Origin of the sequence: Pseudoalteromonas aliena (assembly GCF_038155085.1) — a bacterium.
Taxonomy (GTDB): Bacteria; Pseudomonadota; Gammaproteobacteria; order Enterobacterales; family Alteromonadaceae; genus Pseudoalteromonas; species Pseudoalteromonas aliena_A.
The window spans coordinates 106151-124384 of record NZ_JBAKAU010000008.1; the positions used below are offsets into that span (position 1 = coordinate 106151).

Annotated in this window: 15 protein-coding genes; 9 read left to right on the forward strand and 6 right to left on the reverse strand. The window is 38.7% G+C overall.

Features of this window, described 5'->3' with window-relative positions; genetic code table 11:
* The first annotated feature begins 124 nt into the window (after positions 1-124).
* From V6260_RS09900 to V6260_RS09925, 6 genes are all read left to right on the forward strand, one after another.
* Positions 125-1618, forward strand: a complete 1494-nt coding sequence (locus V6260_RS09900) for a peptide MFS transporter (protein ID WP_341593913.1) — start codon at positions 125-127, stop codon at positions 1616-1618.
* A gap of 148 nt (positions 1619-1766) precedes the next feature.
* Positions 1767-4508, forward strand: coding sequence for a metallophosphoesterase (locus tag V6260_RS09905; protein WP_341593914.1), 2742 nt, complete (start codon positions 1767-1769; stop codon positions 4506-4508).
* Between the two features lie 303 nt (positions 4509-4811).
* Positions 4812-5858: a 4-hydroxyphenylpyruvate dioxygenase gene (gene hppD / locus V6260_RS09910; protein ID WP_341593915.1), complete on the forward strand. Its 1047-nt coding sequence runs from the start codon at positions 4812-4814 to the stop codon at positions 5856-5858.
* Between the two features lie 136 nt (positions 5859-5994).
* Positions 5995-7308 carry a fumarylacetoacetase gene (gene fahA, locus V6260_RS09915; RefSeq protein ID WP_341593916.1) on the forward strand — a complete coding sequence of 438 codons (1314 nt, stop codon included), beginning with the start codon at positions 5995-5997 and terminating at the stop codon, positions 7306-7308.
* A gap of 144 nt (positions 7309-7452) precedes the next feature.
* Positions 7453-8613, forward strand: a complete 1161-nt coding sequence (locus V6260_RS09920) for a M23 family metallopeptidase (protein ID WP_341593917.1) — start codon at positions 7453-7455, stop codon at positions 8611-8613.
* Positions 8603-9085: a polymer-forming cytoskeletal protein gene (locus V6260_RS09925; RefSeq protein ID WP_341593918.1), complete on the forward strand. Its 483-nt coding sequence runs from the start codon at positions 8603-8605 to the stop codon at positions 9083-9085. The genes V6260_RS09920 and V6260_RS09925 overlap by 11 nt, the downstream gene beginning before the upstream one ends.
* A gap of 1 nt (position 9086) precedes the next feature.
* On the opposite strand, the gene V6260_RS09930 is transcribed toward V6260_RS09925, so the two are convergent.
* Entirely contained in the window at positions 9087-9560 is a 474-nt protein-coding gene (locus V6260_RS09930) for a hotdog fold domain-containing protein (RefSeq protein WP_341593919.1), read from the reverse strand.
* Between the two features lie 183 nt (positions 9561-9743).
* On the opposite strand from V6260_RS09930, the gene V6260_RS09935 reads away from it, so the two are divergent.
* The 3 genes from V6260_RS09935 to V6260_RS09945 all read left to right on the forward strand — a co-directional run bounded on the left by V6260_RS09935 (position 9744) and on the right by V6260_RS09945 (position 12115).
* On the forward strand, positions 9744-10943 hold the full coding sequence (locus V6260_RS09935; protein ID WP_341593920.1) for a multidrug effflux MFS transporter: 1200 nt from the start codon (positions 9744-9746) through the stop codon (positions 10941-10943).
* On the forward strand, positions 10940-11584 hold the full coding sequence (locus V6260_RS09940; RefSeq protein WP_341593921.1) for a LysE family translocator: 645 nt from the start codon (positions 10940-10942) through the stop codon (positions 11582-11584). Before V6260_RS09935 ends, V6260_RS09940 begins: the two co-directional genes overlap by 4 nt.
* 66 nt (positions 11585-11650) lie before the next feature.
* Positions 11651-12115: a methylglyoxal synthase gene (locus tag V6260_RS09945; RefSeq protein WP_341593922.1), complete on the forward strand. Its 465-nt coding sequence runs from the start codon at positions 11651-11653 to the stop codon at positions 12113-12115.
* A 19-nt stretch (positions 12116-12134) separates the two neighbouring features.
* Here V6260_RS09945 and yegD read toward each other — a convergent pair whose 3' ends face one another.
* The 5 genes from yegD to V6260_RS09970 all read right to left on the reverse strand — a co-directional run bounded on the left by yegD (position 12135) and on the right by V6260_RS09970 (position 17855).
* Complete coding sequence (gene yegD, locus V6260_RS09950) at positions 12135-13499, reverse strand: molecular chaperone (protein ID WP_341593923.1); 1365 nt, start codon at positions 13497-13499, stop codon at positions 12135-12137.
* 62 nt (positions 13500-13561) lie between these two features.
* Complete coding sequence (locus V6260_RS09955; RefSeq protein WP_341593924.1) at positions 13562-14404, reverse strand: DNA ligase; 843 nt, start codon at positions 14402-14404, stop codon at positions 13562-13564.
* 33 nt (positions 14405-14437) lie between these two features.
* Positions 14438-15094 carry an HAD family phosphatase gene (locus tag V6260_RS09960; RefSeq protein WP_341593925.1) on the reverse strand — a complete coding sequence of 219 codons (657 nt, stop codon included), beginning with the start codon at positions 15092-15094 and terminating at the stop codon, positions 14438-14440.
* A gap of 76 nt (positions 15095-15170) precedes the next feature.
* Positions 15171-15470: a hypothetical protein gene (locus V6260_RS09965; RefSeq protein ID WP_002958185.1), complete on the reverse strand. Its 300-nt coding sequence runs from the start codon at positions 15468-15470 to the stop codon at positions 15171-15173.
* A gap of 105 nt (positions 15471-15575) precedes the next feature.
* Entirely contained in the window at positions 15576-17855 is a 2280-nt protein-coding gene (locus tag V6260_RS09970; protein ID WP_341593926.1) for a TonB-dependent receptor, read from the reverse strand.
* Positions 17856-18234 lie beyond the last annotated feature (379 nt).

The window sequence follows — 18234 nt, forward strand, 5'->3', positions numbered from 1 at the left end:
AATCATTATCTTAGCTACAAATAATATACTGATGGTCGAGCATTTTAGCGTGTAAAAACTCTAAAATAGCTAAAGCAAAAAATTATAAGGCCATCAAAACAATACTTAAAGTTAGGAAGTAAATATGAGTTCAGCTCCAGATAGTGGCTGGTTTGGCCACCCTAAAGGACTTTCAACATTGTTCTTCACTGAAATGTGGGAACGAATGAGTTATTACGGCATGCGAGCTATGCTCGTATTGTTCATGACAGCAAGCTTACAAGAAGAAGGCCTTGCCTTTACCGTTGCATCAGCTGCCGCAATTTATGGTTTATACACAGGCGCGGTATACTTTTTAGGTTTACCAGGGGGTTGGCTCGCCGATAGATTATTCGGTGGCCAAAAAGCAGTGTGGTATGGCGGTATAATTATCATGTGTGGCCATATTATTTTGGCAGTTCCACATGAATATTCATTTTTTATCGGTTTAATATTTGTAGCTACAGGTACTGGTTTACTTAAACCAAATATTAGCGCTATGGTAGGCCAATTATACAGCGATGCTGATGAGCGCCGCGATGGCGGATATGCCATTTACTACATGGGTATTAACTTAGGTTCTTTAATTGGTTACTACGTATGTGGTTACTTTATGGAAAATGTTGGCTGGCACTGGGCATTTGGTGCTGCAGCCGTTGGTATGGCGATTGGCTTAATACAGTACAAACTTACGCTAAATAACTTGCCAAAACACAGCGCACTACCTGCTAATCCACTAAGCCCTAAAGGTGCATCTCGCACATGGGGTGCTATTGCATTGTTTGTCGCTGTTGTGACTGGCGTTACAGTAGCTGCTATGACAGGTGAAATTGTTATAAACCCTTCGATTGTAGCTGGTTACACAGCCGTTATATTTACTGTTATATTTTTTGTGTACTTCGGTCTTATCTATTTCAAAGGTAATCTAACAGATGCTGAGAAACAAAGAATGTGGGCACTATTTCTAGTGTGTGTTGCCTCTGCGTGTTTTTGGTCTGGTTTTGAACAAGCGGGTTCATCACTTAACTTATTTGCTCGTGATTACACAGACCGTCTTATCGGTACATTTGAAATTCCAACTACGTGGTTTCAATCTTTAAATTCAATATTCATTATTGTTTTATCGCCGTTTTTTGCTGCACTTTGGATAAACCTTTCAAAGAAAATGATATCGCCAACTTACAGCGTTAAATGTGCACTTGGCTTAATTATTATGGCTTCTGGCTTTTTAATTATGTTTATGGCCGCTCATTATGCTGCTGAAGGTCTAAAGGTTGCGCCTTACTGGCTTGTCACGACTTACTTTTTACATACAGTCGGTGAGCTATGTTTAAGTCCCGTGGCATTAAGTGCAGTAAGCAAGTTATCGCCTCGTCGTTATACGGGCCAATTAATGGGTGTGTTTGTTTTAACCTACTCTATTGGTAATGTTATCTCGGGCATACTGGCCGGTAACTTCGATCCGAATAACGTTCAAGAAATCCCTAACCTATACCTACAAATTGCACTATTTAGCATTGGTGTTGGTATTGTTTTAGTACTTATGAGCTTCAAAGCAAAAGTATGGGAAAAACAAGGTTTAGAAGAGAAAGTATCTTAATTATTGTTTATTTCATATGTAGCAATATAACCTAAGACAATTCCTCCATAGCTTCTATGGGGGAATTTTTGTATTCAACTTTGCCCCACTCACGTTAACTGATACTATATTCAGATTGACTATAAAATAGACTCAGGGACAGCCATACATGCTATCGTTAACACGCGCCACTACTTTAGTATTCTTAGTTATTTTTTTATCTGCCTGTGGCGGTGGCGGTGACGAAGTTACAGCTAACCCTAACGATCCAATTGAGCCAGAACCAATCAGGCTTGTGTTATCAAGCTCTACAGGACTAAAAAGCACCTTAGATGAAGATAAGTTTATATTCAGTGCTCCTGGCAATATTGTAGCTAGCGATACTGAATTAACTTTTGAAAAAGCACTTATTGATGACACTAATAAATTAAAAAATGTAGTTTCCGACTTATATAAGCTCACACCCACTTCTCTTACTTTTTCAAATCCTGTAACGATTACAATAAAAATACCTACAGATTATGCTCTCGGCGGACAACTGTTTATAGCAAAGCAGTCTGGGACTACATGGGAAATAATTTCAAATTCAACCGTTTTAGATGGCTTTGTAAGTGCGCAGGTTTATACATTAGGCACTTATGCTATTCAAATGCGGCGCAAGGAAGCTTTCGCAAATATTGGCCCTACCTGTGATATTAATGCAACAGAGCAACCCGTGCGATTTATTCATGTTGCAGACTTACATGCACGCTTTGGCTATAAAGAACAATACTTTAGTCGAATCAAGAGCTATTACAATCAAGCTGTAAGCCAAACGCCTTATACTTTATTTACAAATGGTGGAGATGACTATGAAAAAGGAACAGTTGCTGAACAGTTATCTCAAGGCTCTGCTACCGAAGAAGCAATTAAAGCAATGCAGTTTGATATTCGTGTTATTGGAAACCATGATTACGCGTGGGGTCCAGAAAAATTATTAAGTTATTCACAAGATGAAAATGCCATAGTCCTCGCGAGTAATACACGGTATGAAGGTGTGCAACTAGAAGATTTTGCAGGGGTTGGGTTTGCAAAAGTACAAGTGGGATGTGTTACTTTAGGTTTATTTGGTATGACTTCAGTACCATGGAATGAACTTGATGAACCAATTGAAGATGAGCCTATCCCTGATTTTATAAAACAATTTAGAATGAGTTGGCAGTGGCAACAAGTAGCTCAAAGCATAGTTAACCAATATCGTGATGACGTAGACTATATGATTATGCTCAGCCATTTAGGTGTAGGCCTTGACTCCGATATGGCAACTAATGTCGCAGGCATTGATTTAATACTTGGCGGCCATACACATGGTGGTGAAAGTTTCGATACGTTAGAAAACGGGGCTATTGTTATACAGCCTGATTTTTACGCAAAAGGTATCACTGATTTAACCCTAAATTTTAATTTAGCTGATAAATCATCTCCTGTTGTTGATTACAAAGCTATTGAAACTGATACGATTGTTGAACGTGATGAGACAATAAAGCTAGCAATAGATGAGATAATGGGCCGTTATGCTCCCGATGCAGAAACTGAAATAGCTATTTCAGAGAATTACCCAACCGCATTACAAGTAGCTGAAATAACCGCCTTAGCCGCAAAACACTCAAGCACAATTAGTGCTGCATTACTTAACCCTGAATTAGTACAAAAGCGCTGGACGCCGGGCACACTTACTCAGGAAGACTTCCATAAAGCTTTTTACGTAGAAAGACAACCATCAAATACACCTGGGTTTAACTCGATTTATAAAGTATCAGTATCGGGAAATAACTTAACAGCGATGTTTGCAAGTCAACCAGATTGGTTTTTACTTAAACCTGAAGATATACAATCCACAAATAACTACGAAGTTGCGCTATTTAAAGGTGCGGCTTTAAACCCTGATTTATTTTTTAATAGTGTTACATTCTCAAACGTAGAGCCAATAGCCGAAGCTTGGTGGCTACTTGATAAATATGCTCGATTTAGAACAAGCCAGTGCCTACATTTGGATACCGACACTGAGCTTTACTCGTGTAGTAACTTAGCAAATGTAACCGTATGGAATTTTGACGATGCTAACAATCCGTTAGTTGCTGATTTTGGACCATCAATACTTAACTACTTTGATCCAGATGAAACAAATTGGGGCACTGCAGAGACACAATATAGCACCACTACTCAATTAAATATTGATGATTTAATTGATGGCCCTTCAGGTGTTATGGCGTTTTCTCGCCACGCTCCAACAGAAGGCTTACTTATAGACTTAAACACGCCAGCAAATGGTGACTTTGCAAATGAAGGAATGGTGTCTGACTACACCTTAGTAATGGATTTATACTGGCCCGCAGAAGGTAAAGATATTTACCGTGCAATTATGCAAGCCAATACAACTGATTATCTCAATGATGATGCCGATATGTTTATCGACCCAAGCGGTGGTTATGGCAGATCAACAAGCGATAGCGGTTATTTTGGCAATACACAACCCGACTCTTGGCATCGTATAGCTTTTGTATTTTATACAGCACCAACGAATGGGGTGTTTGAAGTCTATATAGATGGAGACCTTGCTGGCGTAAAAGAGGATGGCGAAATCGATAGTCGCTGGGCACTCAATCAATCTGTATTGCTTTTCACAGATGATAATTACGAAACAGTACCAGGGTACTTAAACTCGCTGCTTTATGCAGGACGTGCTATGACCAGAGATGAAATTAAAAGTATGGGCGGCGCGCAACAAAAACTGTCTTTTGAGCAACCGACGCGAGTGCTAAATCAAACCATTGAGCGCCATTATCAAGCAGCTCCAGCAATTAAAACTAACTTGTGGATAGAGCAGCGAAACAAGTTTTTTGGCAACGCCTCTCAAAACGTAAACAATTAAGTACGAAAAGACTTTTGCTTATTAATTATAAAAGAAGGTTTAGCACAGGTTAAACCTCCTTTTTAATATTTAAATACAATAACTTAAAAACAAGTACTCCTACTTTAATTTGTACCATATAACTTCATTTTACTTAACTGTATTACAAACACGTAACTTTATAATAACCGTCCTATAAAATTTACACATGCACTAGACACTAAATAGCGCCCTCCTCTTCCCCAAATTAAAAATCTGATTGATTATCTACTGCAATATGACAACAACACATAATCGCAGTGCTTAATTGCGGGAGTAATAATAATGAGTGAAGTAAATAACTATTTAGGCTTAGTCGGTATTGAATTTACCGAGTACGCAACACCTGATGCTGATTATATGGATAAAGTATTTACTGATTTTGGCTTCTCTAAGCTTAAAAAATTCAAAGGTAAAGACATTGTTTATTACAACCAAAACGATATTCACTTTTTACTGAATAACGAGCGTGAAGGTTTTTCTGCAGAATTTGCTAAAAGTCATGGCCCTGCTATTTGTTCAATGGGTTGGCGTGTTGAGAATGCGCAAAAAGCATTTGAAACAGCAGTAGAGCGTGGTGCAAAACCAGCGACCGACTCAACGCATAAAAATATGCCTTACCCTGCAATCTATGGTATTGGCGACAGCCTAATTTACTTTATTGAACAATTTGGCGACAAAGGCACTATTTATGAAAGTGATTTTGAAGACTTAGAAACGCAAAATATTGTAGAAGATAAAGGCTTTGTCCGAATCGATCATCTAACTAATAACGTTTATAAAGGCACCATGGAAAAATGGGCTAACTTTTATAAAGACGTATTTGGTTTTACTGAAGTACGCTACTTTGACATTAAAGGTCAAAAAACAGCGCTTATTTCGTATGCACTCAAGTCTCCTTGTGGCACTTTCTCTATTCCAATCAACGAAGGTAAAGGTAACGATAACAACCAAATTGACGAATACCTTGGTGAATACAATGGCCCAGGCGTTCAACATTTAGCGTTTTTAACAGATGACTTAGTAAGCTCTCTCGATAAGCTTGATAAATCAACAATTGCTACTTTAGATATTATCCCAGAGTACTACGATACTATTTTTGACCGTGTACCTTGGGTTGCTGAAGATAAAGAAAAAATTCGTCAGCATCAGATACTCGTAGATAGCCAAAGTGAAAATTGTTATTTATTACAAATTTTCTCTAAAAACTTATTTGGTCCAATCTTTATAGAAATGATCCAACGCGTTGATGATGGTGGCTTTGGTGAAGGTAACTTCCAAGCATTATTTGAATCAATCGAACGTGACCAAGAGCGTCGCGGCGTTTTATAAAATATTTGAGTAAATTAAAAGCAGCGAACTTCGCTGCTTTTTGTCGTTTTAATATTTAAAAAGTATGGTGCCAAGTACAAGTATGATTAAATAAACTATACCTTGTCGCCATACAGTAAAATCCAAAGGAAATGTAATGAGCCTAATTAACGAAACCCACGATATTAATTTAACCAGCTGGGTAGAGTCAGCTAATGTTGATAATTGCGACTTCCCAATTCAAAACTTACCGTTTGCAGAATTTCGTCGTAAAGGGTCTGATGAGACCTTTCGTGGTGGTGTTGCAATTGGTGACCAAGTAATCGATTTAGCAAAACTGAGTAAATTAAACGTTTTAGCAGGTGACGCTAAAACAGCTACTGATGCAGCAAGTGAAACAACTCTAAATACATTTATGGGCTTAGGGGGGCAATATTGGTCAGCACTTCGTTTAGCCCTTTCAAAAGCCCTAAGAGCGGGCTCTGAGCACCAACAAGCGCTTAGCGATACGTTGATTGCACAATCTGATATAGAGTTTTCACTACCTTGTCGGATCGGTGATTACACTGACTTTTACACCTCTATTTATCATGCTACCGCCGTAGGCAGTTTATTTCGCCCTGACAACCCATTATTACCTAACTATAAATGGGTACCTATTGGTTATCATGGTCGCTCTTCATCTATTGACGTATCGGGTCAAACATTTCATCGCCCTAAAGGTCAAACCAAAGCCCCAGACGCTGAAGTACCATCATTCGGTCCGTGTAAACGCCTTGATTACGAACTAGAGCTGGGTATTTACTTAGGCAAAGGCAATGCACTGGGCGATGCAATCGCTATCGAAAATGCTGAAAACCACGTATTTGGCTTTTGTGTATTTAACGATTGGTCAGCTCGCGATTTACAAGCATGGGAATACCAACCGCTTGGTCCATTTTTAGCTAAAAACTTTGCCTCAACTGTATCACCTTGGATTATAACAACTGAAGCACTAGCACCTTATAGAACAAGCTGGACACGTGATGAAAACGATCCACAGCCTATGGACTATTTAGAATCAAAAACGAATCGCGACCAAGGTGCTTTTGATATTCAAATGGATGTTAAAATTCAAACGCAAAAAATGCGTAGCGAAGGCCATAACCCAACGCGCGTATCAACATCTAGCTTTAAGCACTCTTACTGGACTGTGGCGCAAATGGTTACTCACCATACAGTAAATGGCTGTAACTTTATGCCAGGTGACATGCTAGGCTCGGGCACTCAGTCGGGTCCAACGCACGAAGAGGCAGGTTCATTACTTGAGCTTTCTCGTGGCGGTAAAGAAAAAATTACGCTAAGTAATGGCGAACAACGCAGCTTTTTAGAAGATGGCGATAACGTTATTATGCGTGGCTGGTGTGAAAAGGAAGGCTATGCACGTATAGGTTTTGGCTCTGTAGAAAGCACAGTACTGCCGGCAAAATAATACGAATATCAAAAAAATTTTTAAAAGGGCTGCTTACTAAAATGCAGCCCTTTTTTATTAATTTTTGGACAGTTACAATTTTTTTCTAGCTTTTTTAACTCAAATTGCTATCTTAATTCGGTTAATAGCCAGTGTTTATATGCCATGTCAGTATTTATAAAGTCTTTTTATCATAAATTTTTCCCTGCTCGTCAGCTACTTATTCGTCAAAATGGTGAAGTTAAGCATGTTGTTTTACCCCCTTGGTTGCAGATTTTTGCTGTACTTCTTATTTTAGCAACTGCGGTATGGATTAGTATTTCTAGCTTTCGAGTTTATACACAAACAAATAAAATCTCGAATATCGAGCAAAACCAACAAAACAAACAAACGCTATGGATGAAGAAAACTAGCGAACAACAAGCATTATATAATAAACAAATAGAGCAGCTTGCAATATTAGAACAAAAACAAGCGCTGCTACAAAATATGATTGAATCATTACCTGCTTCAATAAGTAAAGATTCTATTAAACTTGATACAGAGCTTAAATTACCAATTAATGAAAATGAATTTCATGAACCTCTGATAGACAATAGCCCACAAAAAAGCTCAGCGCTTATATTTGATACAACTATTAGTTTTTCAGGACGTGTCGAACGTTTAAATCAACAATACGAAAAAAACTTTATCCTATTGGAAAATCAAATAGGTGAACGCCGTAAAACCATTTTAACTATGATAAAAGATGCAGGGTTAGAGTCGGTACTTGAACAACATTTAACATTAGGCAAACAAACAATCGCACAAGGTGGCCCATTAGATGCTTTTGATGAAACTAAAATTCCTAAACATTTCTTATCAATAGTCGACAAGCTACTATCATTAAATAATTTAGAAAGTTTCTTAACTGAATTACCTAACACACTTCCTTTACCAGCTAAAAAATATTATATTTCAAGTAATTTCGGACTACGTAATGATCCAATGAACAGTCGCCATGCTTTTCATAAAGGTGTGGATTTTGCTGGTTGGCATAAAACAGAAATATTTGCCCCAGCAGATGCGATAGTACTTAGAGCAGGGCGTAACGGTGGTTATGGAAACTTTATAGAACTAAAACATAAAAATGGCTTAATAACACGTTTTGGCCATTTAAATAAGATTAAAGTAAAAAAAGGTCAAACTATCACTAAAAATGATGTTATTGGCTTGATGGGTAGCACAGGGAGAAGTACCGGTACTCATTTACACTACGAAGTATTACTTAATGGTAAACACGTAAATCCTCTAAAAATTACAAAGGCGTTTTCTAGTGTTCAGTAAAAAAAAGCAGAAAGCAGATAGCTCATCTTTAAAAAAAGTAACTAGCACCCCTTCTATTATTTCCGAAGATGTTCGTATGACAGGTACATTAATCAGTCTGGGTGAAGTACAGCTAGATGGCCGCATTGATGGTGATATTAAAGCCGCGCATTTAGTTATAGGCTCTACAGGTATTGTTGAAGGCGTAGTAGAAGCAGAAAGTGTTATAGTAAAAGGCAAGATAATTGGAACACTAAACGCAGGTGAAGTGAGAATTCAAGATAGTGCACATGTTCACGGCGATGTATTTCACGATACATTAAGCATAGATGCTGGTGCAATTATTGAAGGCAGCTTGAAACAACGCTTCGAAAAGGAAGATGTTGAGCTTATTAGCGATAAACTGAAGCCCGCGAGCGAAGCTAAAGCACTATTAGAAGAAGATAGCAGCAGCCTATCATTTGTAAATAAACAAGCTACTGACAAAACTTAAATTATTTTTTCTCAGTAATATACATAGTAATATCAGCGGTGAACACGAGTTCATCGCGGGTATTATAAAGTTTAACCGGTACGACTAGGTCCTCTTTATCAATCCACTTATGTGGTAAATCAATTTCAGCGACTGCTCGTACATCTGTATCTACTTTAGCCAAATACCTAACTGTCATCCCCTTTGGGATCCAGCGATGTGTCCTAACTGGCACTGTTGCATCAACCATTACACCTGCACACAATTCAGCTAAATTACACTGCGCAATAGCATGAATAGTTCCAATATGATTATGGACGCTGCGACGATTTTTAACCATCGCACTACAATGGCCCTCTCTCAAATCGAGTACATAAGGTTTCATCGAACCAAAATATGGCGCTTTAAAGCAAACGGCTTTAGTAAAAAGCCAATTCCCAAAAGGTAGGCGCTTAAATTTATGCCATGTCTGTACAAGTGCAGATTTATTACTCATTATTATTTTCCATCAACAGTTACTTTTTTAAAATTAGCACATCAGACCAGTTTTAAGAAGTGCATTTATGCGGGCTTTTTAGCTTAATCCAATCAAAAAGTAAGAATGACAACCTATGCAGGGGTCATAAGCCCTTTCTTTTTTATGAGTGCCCACCTAAAATACTCGGCAAAAGGAGACTCAATGCAAACACAGCCCGCTAAACCTAATATGACTTTGTTACTTATCTTAGCGTTACTCGTTATATTTTGCCCTATGGCAATCGATATTTACCTACCAGCTTTTCCAACTATTGCAGAACAATTTGCAGTTACTGAACAACAAGTGCAGCAAACCGTTGCTATTTTTATGCTTACAGTAGGCTTAGGCCAATTAATTGCGGGCCCTTTGGCTGATAGATTTGGCCGAAAACCAGTGGCAGTAGTGGGCATTAGTTTGTATGCAAGCTCTGCATTACTCGCGTACTACTCGCCTTCTTTTGAGGTATTACTAATAGCACGTGCTTTTCAGGGATTTGGAGCGTGTGCCACATTTGTTGTCGCATTTGCGATAGTACGTGATAAATATGGCAGTGAACGAAGCGGACAAATGATTACCTACCTGAACGGGATTGTGTGCTTTATTCCGGCAATGGCACCTATTTTAGGGGCTTGGCTTACCGTACAGTTTGGCTGGCGTATGAACTTTATGTTTTTAACCGCGTTTGCCATTTTGGGCCTTACTGTTACCCTATTCTTTTTTAGAGAAACTCGCCCTGCTGATAGTCATTATCAGGGGCATATTTTAGATTTACGTCGCTTTACACCAATTATTAAAACACCGGTATTTTTGTTTAATAGCCTAATTTGTATGGTCTCAATGTCGGCCATATTAGTGTATGTAACGCTCGCACCAGGCTGGCTTATTACACATTTAAGCGGCACAGTAGCCAACTTTACTTTTTGGTTTACGTTAAATGCCGTAATAAGTATTGTCGCAAGTTTTATTTTACCAACCTACATTAAACGAAATAGCCAACGTGCTTTGCGTGTCGGTGTGAGTATACTGGTTTTCTCAGGCATTTTAATGCTAGCCTTGAGTCATATAGAAACAGCATTTGCGCTTATGTTACCTATTTTAATTGCTGCATTAGGGTTTGCTTTAAGTTTAGGCTCTGCTGCAGGAATGTCTCTATCTAGCTTTCCTAAACAAGCAGGCACAGCTTCTGCTTTACTCGGGGCTATGCAAATGAGTGGCGCGAGTATACTTGTCGTTTTAACCCAATATTTAGGGCTAAGTACACCGTGGTTGATTGCTTTTCACTTATTATTGCTAGTTCCGCTTTGGCTTATTTTAATGAGCAAAAAAGCACATACTTTACACCCAGCTAAAAGTACTCAATGATCAATCCTGACTTTCTAGTCTCATTTTTATTAGCCAGCTTTTTAATGGCAGTAGCGCCTGGGCCATCGAATGCATTTTTGATGGCGCAAACATTTGCTAATGGTCGAAGCGCTGGTATGCAAAGTGCTTTTGGTTTTGCATTAGGTGGGGTTGTTCATACGCTATTTGCTGTTGTAGGCCTAAGCGCAGTCCTAAAAGCTTCCCCAAGTGCTTATGCCACAGTGCAATACGCAGGCGCAGCATACTTATGCTATTTAGGGTTTATGATGATTAAGTGCACGCTAAAGCAGCCAGAGCCTATATCTGAGGGCAAGCAAACTGATAAACCGCATATAAATATCAGTAAAAAAAGTAATGTCATGTTTCAAGCCATGATGACTGAAGTGCTAAACCCTAAAGTAGCATTATTCTTTATTGCATTTATTCCGCAATTTGTAGACCCAATGCTTTCATCAGCGACTTTTCAGCTCACGTTTTTTGGCTTACTTTACCCTCTTTTTGCTTTTCCGATTGACTGCACGTATATTTATTTTGGCGACAAAATTGCACAGTTTTTTAGACGTAACCCAAACAGCCAGCTTTGGATTGATAGGATCACCGGCATTGTATTTATAGCCCTTGCTATCAATCTATTATTTTAACTAACCTACACTTTGGTGAAGAGATTTATTCTTCAGAGTTTAGGTTCACTAATAAAAAGAATTAGCATGGAACAAAAAACACAATCTCTTCCCGCACAAAAAAATATTGCTTTAGTGGCGCACGATGGTAAAAAAGCAGCATTAAAGTTATGGTGTGAAAAACACAAAGAAATACTAAGTAAGCACACTTTATATGGCACAGGTACTACGGGGCATTTAATTCAAAAAACCACTGGGCTTGATGTAGTTCAGCTTTTAAGTGGCCCTATGGGTGGCGATCAACAACTTGGCGCTAAAATAGCAGAACATGAGATACATGTTTTAATATTTTTTTGGGACCCATTAGCATCACAGCCTCATGATCCTGATGTTAAAGCACTACTGCGTTTAGCGGCTGTTTGGAATATTCCAGTGGCGTGTAATGAAGTGAGTGCAGATATGTTATTAAGCTCACCGCTTATGGACGTAGAGCTTGAACGTACATTGCCAGATTACGAAAAATACCTCGCAACCCGACAAATAGCTCTTTAAACCTAAATTGTAATCTAGATTATTTATAAAGCATGCTGGCCCATTTAGTCAGGCCAGCGGTCACACTACCAAAGTGATCCCCGTTAACCATTTTTATATCGCCTAAGTGCTCACTTAAAGCCGCTTTAATCAATGGTGATTGTGCACTGCCGCCTGTTAAGTAAATAATGTCTGGCGTGGTCGCAGCGTCGCTAATTGCTTGTTTTGCTAAAGTAACTATTTGACTAATGCTACTCTCAACGGCAACTGCTAAATCGCTTACTGATACATTTTTATTCAGTCCACTATCTAAAAAGCTTAAATCACAATCAAACGCACTAGCTGATGAAAGTGCTATTTTAGCCGCTTCACCTTGTTGCACTAACTGATGACCTTGCTTGTTTTGCTGTAAATGTATTAAACGCTTATAAAGCTCAGGTGCACTGACATCACGTAATTGTGCATTTAGCTCTCGGGTATGGCTTTCACTATAAAATTGGCTTTGTAAGTTTACATCGTTAATTTTACACGCTTGCCAAAATGCTTGATTAGGCAAAGGCAAACCTGATTTAAACGTACTACCTAAACCCAATAGCGGCATTAAACCATGAAAGCTCAAAGCAATATCTAAATCGTTTCCGCCAACACGTTTACCACTGTGAGATAAAAAATCGCTATCGCGCTGGCTATTTCCTCTAAAGCTTGGGCCCATTTGTACAAATGAGCAGTCACTTGTACCACCACCAATATCAATAACGAGTACTTTTTGATCTTGAGTTAAATCACTCTCGTAGTCGATACCCGCAGCAAGAGGCTCATATAAAAACTCTACCTCTTTAAAACCGGCACGTTTAGCAGCACGCTCTAAAATACCGACCGCTTGTTGATTTGATTGCTCACCACCCACAGCCTGAAAGTTTACTGGGCGACCAATCACTGTTTGTGTAAGTGTTTTATCTAAAGAGCGCTCAGCGCGTTGCTTAATTTTTAAGATCATCGCGGTTGCGATATCTTCAAAAAAGTTAATTTGACCTTGCTTTAAACCTGTTGCACCAAAAAATGATTTAGGAGACTTAACAAAATAGCCTTCTTCAGGAAACTGCACGTACTCGCTAATCGCTTCACGACCAATAAATAGGGTTTCATCTGAAGGTTGTAAATCAAGATCTGACTTAATACGAGGTAAGGTATTTAATAATGCTTGGCGCTGCGTTAAAAAGTCATGCTCATGGGCTGTACCATGTAAATGCTTAGCAACAAAATCAACAACCAACGCACTATGATGAGTGTAAAGTGTAGACGGTAAGTAATGTTTTCCTTGCTCTAACGGTACTAATTGAACATTGCCCTCGCTCATTACACCCATAGCACAATTAGAACTACCGTAATCAAAACCTACAAACATACTTCACCACACATTACCAAAAAGGCCGCGCAATTTAGCACACTTTGTAAAATTTATAAATGTTATAAACTATCTCTGACTCGTAAAAAACTAGCAAAACGCGGTAACCCATTTTTTGTTAAGCCATGAAATCGGTACGTTACAGTACTGCCTATCTCAGGCGGAGTGGATCGCTCTTCATCACTAAGCCCAGTACCAATAGAAAATATTTGCCCCTGTGCTGTTTTTACCCTCAATGCACCTAACATACCTTCGTATTTTCCTTTACCTGGTAAGTGCGCAATCACAACCGCTTCTGCATCTAAATAAGGTTTTAATTTTAGTAATGCATTACTTCTTCCATTACTGTGCTTAGCGCTAGCTAAATGAAGCATTACGCCCTCGCCGCCCTGCTTAGTTATGCTGTTAAAATACTCTGTAAGCTGCTCATTATTTGTAAAGCTATATTGAACTACAGCACTAATGTGCAGCGAGTTTAGGCTAGTAATAAGCTCATTATAGTTTTTATAGCGAGTGCTAAAAGGCAGATTTTCATTTGGCATATCAAATACTTTATAAGTAATAGTTTGCCAATCATGATTATTAGGTTTTTTAGTTCTGACTATGCCACTAAGCGCAGAAAAGTGCTCACGTTTAGTCCACAGCTCACCATCAAGCCATACATTTGGCAATGGCGCTGTAAACCAACTTGGCGCATTGATAATATTACCCTTACGAGTGACAAACTCCGTGCCGGTCCAGATAGCTCTTACGCCATCATATTTTTCACTGACTAAATATTTACTTACATCATAATGCTTCGTTTCGTCATATACTTTAGCTAGTAAAACAGACGGTTGTGCCGCACTTATGCATTGCGTAAAAAGTACAATAACAATTAAAAGCAGGTGTTTAATAGTAAACATTGGCGCATCCAAGCATGTAAAAGTTGACTTAAACTATAGTTGAGATTGCGCCCATTGCCAAAGCTCATCTAAATTGCTCATTTGATAGGTAGCTTGGCTGAAGTCGTGATATTTAGTATGGCTATTGGCAATGGCTACCACACGTAACAAGGCGTTATTAGCAGCTGTTACACCTGTGTAAGTATCCTCAACAGCAATAGCATTGTCAGGTTGTATATTTATCTGCTCAAGTGCCAGTAAATATGGATCCCCTGCAGGTTTAGGATTAGTTACATCATCTTTTGTAACCACCGTATCAAACAGATCATAAAACCCTAAACCTTTAAGTATTGGCATGGCTTCACTTTTAGCACTGCCTGTTACTAGCGCCATTTTTAAGCCGCTCGCTTTTACAACTTTCAGCGTTTCCTCTGTAAATGGCATCAGGGGGGGTAAATGTGTTTTTACATATTCACCAAATAAACGGTATTTTTCATCCGCTAAAAACTGTGCACTTACCGATAAGCTATGCTCTTGCTTAATCTCGATTGCAGCTTCTAATGTAGGTCGTCCCGAAAAACGCTGGCAAAAATCATTTTCTAAATAACTAACACCGTAGGGTTTAAGTAATTTACTCCAACATACAAAGTGCATGCTTTCTGAATCAACTAATGTGCCATCCATATCAAACAATATTGCTTTTAAAGTCATACTCACTCCTTATTTAACCTAAGATAAATTTTAACAATAAAAAAAGGCGCCTTAGGCACCTTTTATATAAATACAGTTATTGCGTTAAGCCTGCTGGCGGCTCACCCGTTGCTTCCTCACCTGTTTCAACATCAACAAGCTCGTAGCCACGCGTTTTACGTACAACTTTAAGTACAGGCTTATCAAATGCTGTTTTTAAGCGCTCCGAGTCATCTTTTAACTCATCTAAGGTTGTTCCAAAAGGGGCTGCGCCAGTTTCTGACCAGTTAGTTACTTTACCATTTAGGTTATATTCTACTTCATGTATTTGATATTGCGCTGCTTCGTCTTTCGTTGCTTCACAAAAAATTACACGGTAATTCCAAAATCCAGCCATCTTTTTATCTCTTTAAATTAATTAACGCTACTTTACCAGCTTTATAAAAACATAAAAGCCTGCGCAAAGCAGGCTTTTAAAAATTAATATAATTTAAGGTTATCTTTAGAAAAAGTTAACTTTAAATTCAGCACCAACATAACGTTCTTCGTTAACCATTGCAGTGTTGTTATTAAAGTCGATTGCACCAATAGCAACTTGCTCATCAAATAAGTTACGAGCGAATAAAGCTACTTCGTACTCATTATCATCTTGAGCCCATGTGTAACCGGCGCGCACACCTACTTCTGTTAACGGTTTGCCTTCAAACTCAACCGCTTCATATAAGAAGAAGTTAACTTTACTGCGGTACGACACATCTGTGTAAGCGTAAAAATTACCATCAGCTAATTCTTTAGAGTAGCGAAGTGTTAAGTTAGAAATAAACTCAGGTGCATTTGGTAAACTATTTCCGTCAATGATTGCTCTGCCATCAACTGTAGTGTCAGTTATATGAAGCGTGTCACGTACGGGGACCGGAATAGTAATGCTGTTGTCTTTTAACTCAGTTTTATTATAACTAAAGTTAAACGTGGCATTAAGCTCATCGGTTAACACCCATTCTGTATCAAGCTCAAAACCATAGCCAGTGGTTTTATCAGCATTAAGTAGGCTGGTTGTATTTGCAGTACCACCAACAGCCGTTAATTGCTGATCGTCCATAGTAAAATAATAAACGCTTGCATTTACACGGCCACGACCATCAAGTACGTCTGATTTAATACCCGTTTCGTATGAAGTAACCGTTTCTGAATCAGCTGTAGTAACATCGTCAGAGAACGTAATGCGGCCTTGAATACTTGGTGCACGGAATGTATTTGCAACTCGTGCATATAAATTAACATCATCATTCAATTTATAAGACGCTGAAATATCCCAACTAACATGATCATCACTTACTTCTGTTGTACGAGTGATATCATTTGTACATTGCATAGGATTATTTAAACAATCATCACTTATTATTTTACGTACTGCTTCAAAGTCTTTTTCATCGTCTGAGTAACGAAGGCCAGCTGTTAGTTTTAAATCATCTGATACAGTGTAATCTACAGAGCCAAATACAGCCCATGCTTTAGTATCTTGTTGTTGATTAACATAACCATTTAATGCGCCACCCGCTAGCGTGTCATAACCATAGTTTTCGATGGTCACTGACTCGTCAAAGTAAAACAGCCCAGTTTGAAAGTTAATATCGCCATCAAAATTGCTAGCTAAACGTAACTCTTGAGTGTATTGGTCATGATCGGGTAATACGCTTTCACTTTCTGATGGAAATGGGATTGAGTCAGGGCCATGGTAATCGCCAAGAAAATCAGCACCATAACCACCATCAATATCACCGCGCGAGCTTACTTCAGCGCTTTCCCATCCAGATATTGAGGTGATAGTGTAATCATTAAAATCATACTCAAGCTTTAAGCTCATACCTTGTGCATCAACAGCTTGTTTTTCACGAGCTGCAGCGTCGTGATAAACAACCTTGTAGTCAAAATCATCAACTAAATCGTTAGTTCCACTTTTGATTGCATTAGCACGAAATGGAATTGGCGTACCATCCATGTTACGTACGTGGTAGTTAAGAAGAGCACTAAAATCATCTTTTTCATATAAGAATTGAACACGTGCAGCGCGGTCTGTATATCCACCGAGTGCGTCGTCTTGTTCAAAACCTGGCGCACGGTTATCAATAAAATTATCTTTATCTTGCCATAATACAGAAACACGTGCAGAAAGATTATCCGTTAAGCCACCACCTACAGCACCTCTAAAATCTACAGCACTATCTGTACCGTATGATACTGAGCTAAAACCTTCAAATTCTTGACTAGGCTTAACTGAATCAAACTTAACAAGGCCAGCCGGCGTATTACGACCAAATAGCGTTCCTTGAGGACCACGTAGTACTTCTACGCGTTCAACGTCAAATACAGGAAAACCTTTTAAAATCGCATTTTCTTGTACAATATCGTCAACAACTAGCGATACGGGCTGAGATGCATTCAAATCGAAATCGGTATTACCTAAACCACGTACATAAAAACGCGGAAAAGTACGGCCGTATGAAGATTCAATTGCTAAGCTTGGAATTTTCGCATTCATAAAGCGAATATCCATACCAGCAGAGCTATATGCATCAAGGTTATCACCTTGTAATGCAGATACTGCTACTGGTACTTCTTGTGCATTTTCTACGCGTTTACGGGCGGTAACTTGAATAACTTCTAGTTGATTGCTTTTTTTAGCCGTTTCTTCAGCGGCGAATGCTGAAATAGATGTGCCAGCAGCGGATAGTAGTGCAGCGTTAATAATTGTCGCTATTGCAGACTTCTTTAATGATTTCATGTCGGGTATTAACCTTTAGTATGCACTCTTGTTCAACGGTTTTTTGTGTTGCGCAATGTATTCATTGCGGGCTCGTACAATTTTTCGCGACTTGCTATATGGCGCGCGGACCTCATCACCGAGAGTACAAAACGGAGTAATAAGGCTGAACGAACGATTAAGATTATATCATTGTGTAATAATTTTACTGCATAAATATAAACATAAATAGAAACTTTTTTGCAACATTTAACTACAAAACTGCGTGTTTTTATCGCTATTTAGATGCAAAAACCCAATAGTGAGGACATATGTCCTTCACTGGAGATCACGAAGTAAAGTAAGAAAAATGGATTGTTTTACATATTAACCCAAAATAGAAACGTCGCTATTACTCATA

Excerpts from the sequence above, each read along its gene's own strand:
- yegD (WP_341593923.1), bottom strand. The coding sequence starts at position 13,499 with ATGTTTGTAGGTTTTGATTACGGTAGTTCTAATTGTGCTATGGGTGTA.
- V6260_RS09905 (WP_341593914.1), top strand. The coding sequence starts at position 1,767 with ATGCTATCGTTAACACGCGCCACTACTTTAGTATTCTTAGTTATTTTT.
- V6260_RS09970 (WP_341593926.1), bottom strand. The coding sequence starts at position 17,855 with ATGAAATCATTAAAGAAGTCTGCAATAGCGACAATTATTAACGCTGCA.
- V6260_RS09930 (WP_341593919.1), bottom strand. The coding sequence starts at position 9,560 with ATGAGTAATAAATCTGCACTTGTACAGACATGGCATAAATTTAAGCGC.
- V6260_RS09900 (WP_341593913.1), top strand. The coding sequence starts at position 125 with ATGAGTTCAGCTCCAGATAGTGGCTGGTTTGGCCACCCTAAAGGACTT.
- V6260_RS09955 (WP_341593924.1), bottom strand. The coding sequence starts at position 14,404 with ATGTTTACTATTAAACACCTGCTTTTAATTGTTATTGTACTTTTTACG.
- hppD (WP_341593915.1), top strand. The coding sequence starts at position 4,812 with ATGAGTGAAGTAAATAACTATTTAGGCTTAGTCGGTATTGAATTTACC.
- V6260_RS09965 (WP_002958185.1), bottom strand. The coding sequence starts at position 15,470 with ATGGCTGGATTTTGGAATTACCGTGTAATTTTTTGTGAAGCAACGAAA.
- V6260_RS09960 (WP_341593925.1), bottom strand. The coding sequence starts at position 15,094 with ATGACTTTAAAAGCAATATTGTTTGATATGGATGGCACATTAGTTGAT.
- fahA (WP_341593916.1), top strand. The coding sequence starts at position 5,995 with ATGAGCCTAATTAACGAAACCCACGATATTAATTTAACCAGCTGGGTA.
- V6260_RS09940 (WP_341593921.1), top strand. The coding sequence starts at position 10,940 with ATGATCAATCCTGACTTTCTAGTCTCATTTTTATTAGCCAGCTTTTTA.
- V6260_RS09935 (WP_341593920.1), top strand. The coding sequence starts at position 9,744 with ATGCAAACACAGCCCGCTAAACCTAATATGACTTTGTTACTTATCTTA.
- V6260_RS09945 (WP_341593922.1), top strand. The coding sequence starts at position 11,651 with ATGGAACAAAAAACACAATCTCTTCCCGCACAAAAAAATATTGCTTTA.
- V6260_RS09920 (WP_341593917.1), top strand. The coding sequence starts at position 7,453 with ATGTCAGTATTTATAAAGTCTTTTTATCATAAATTTTTCCCTGCTCGT.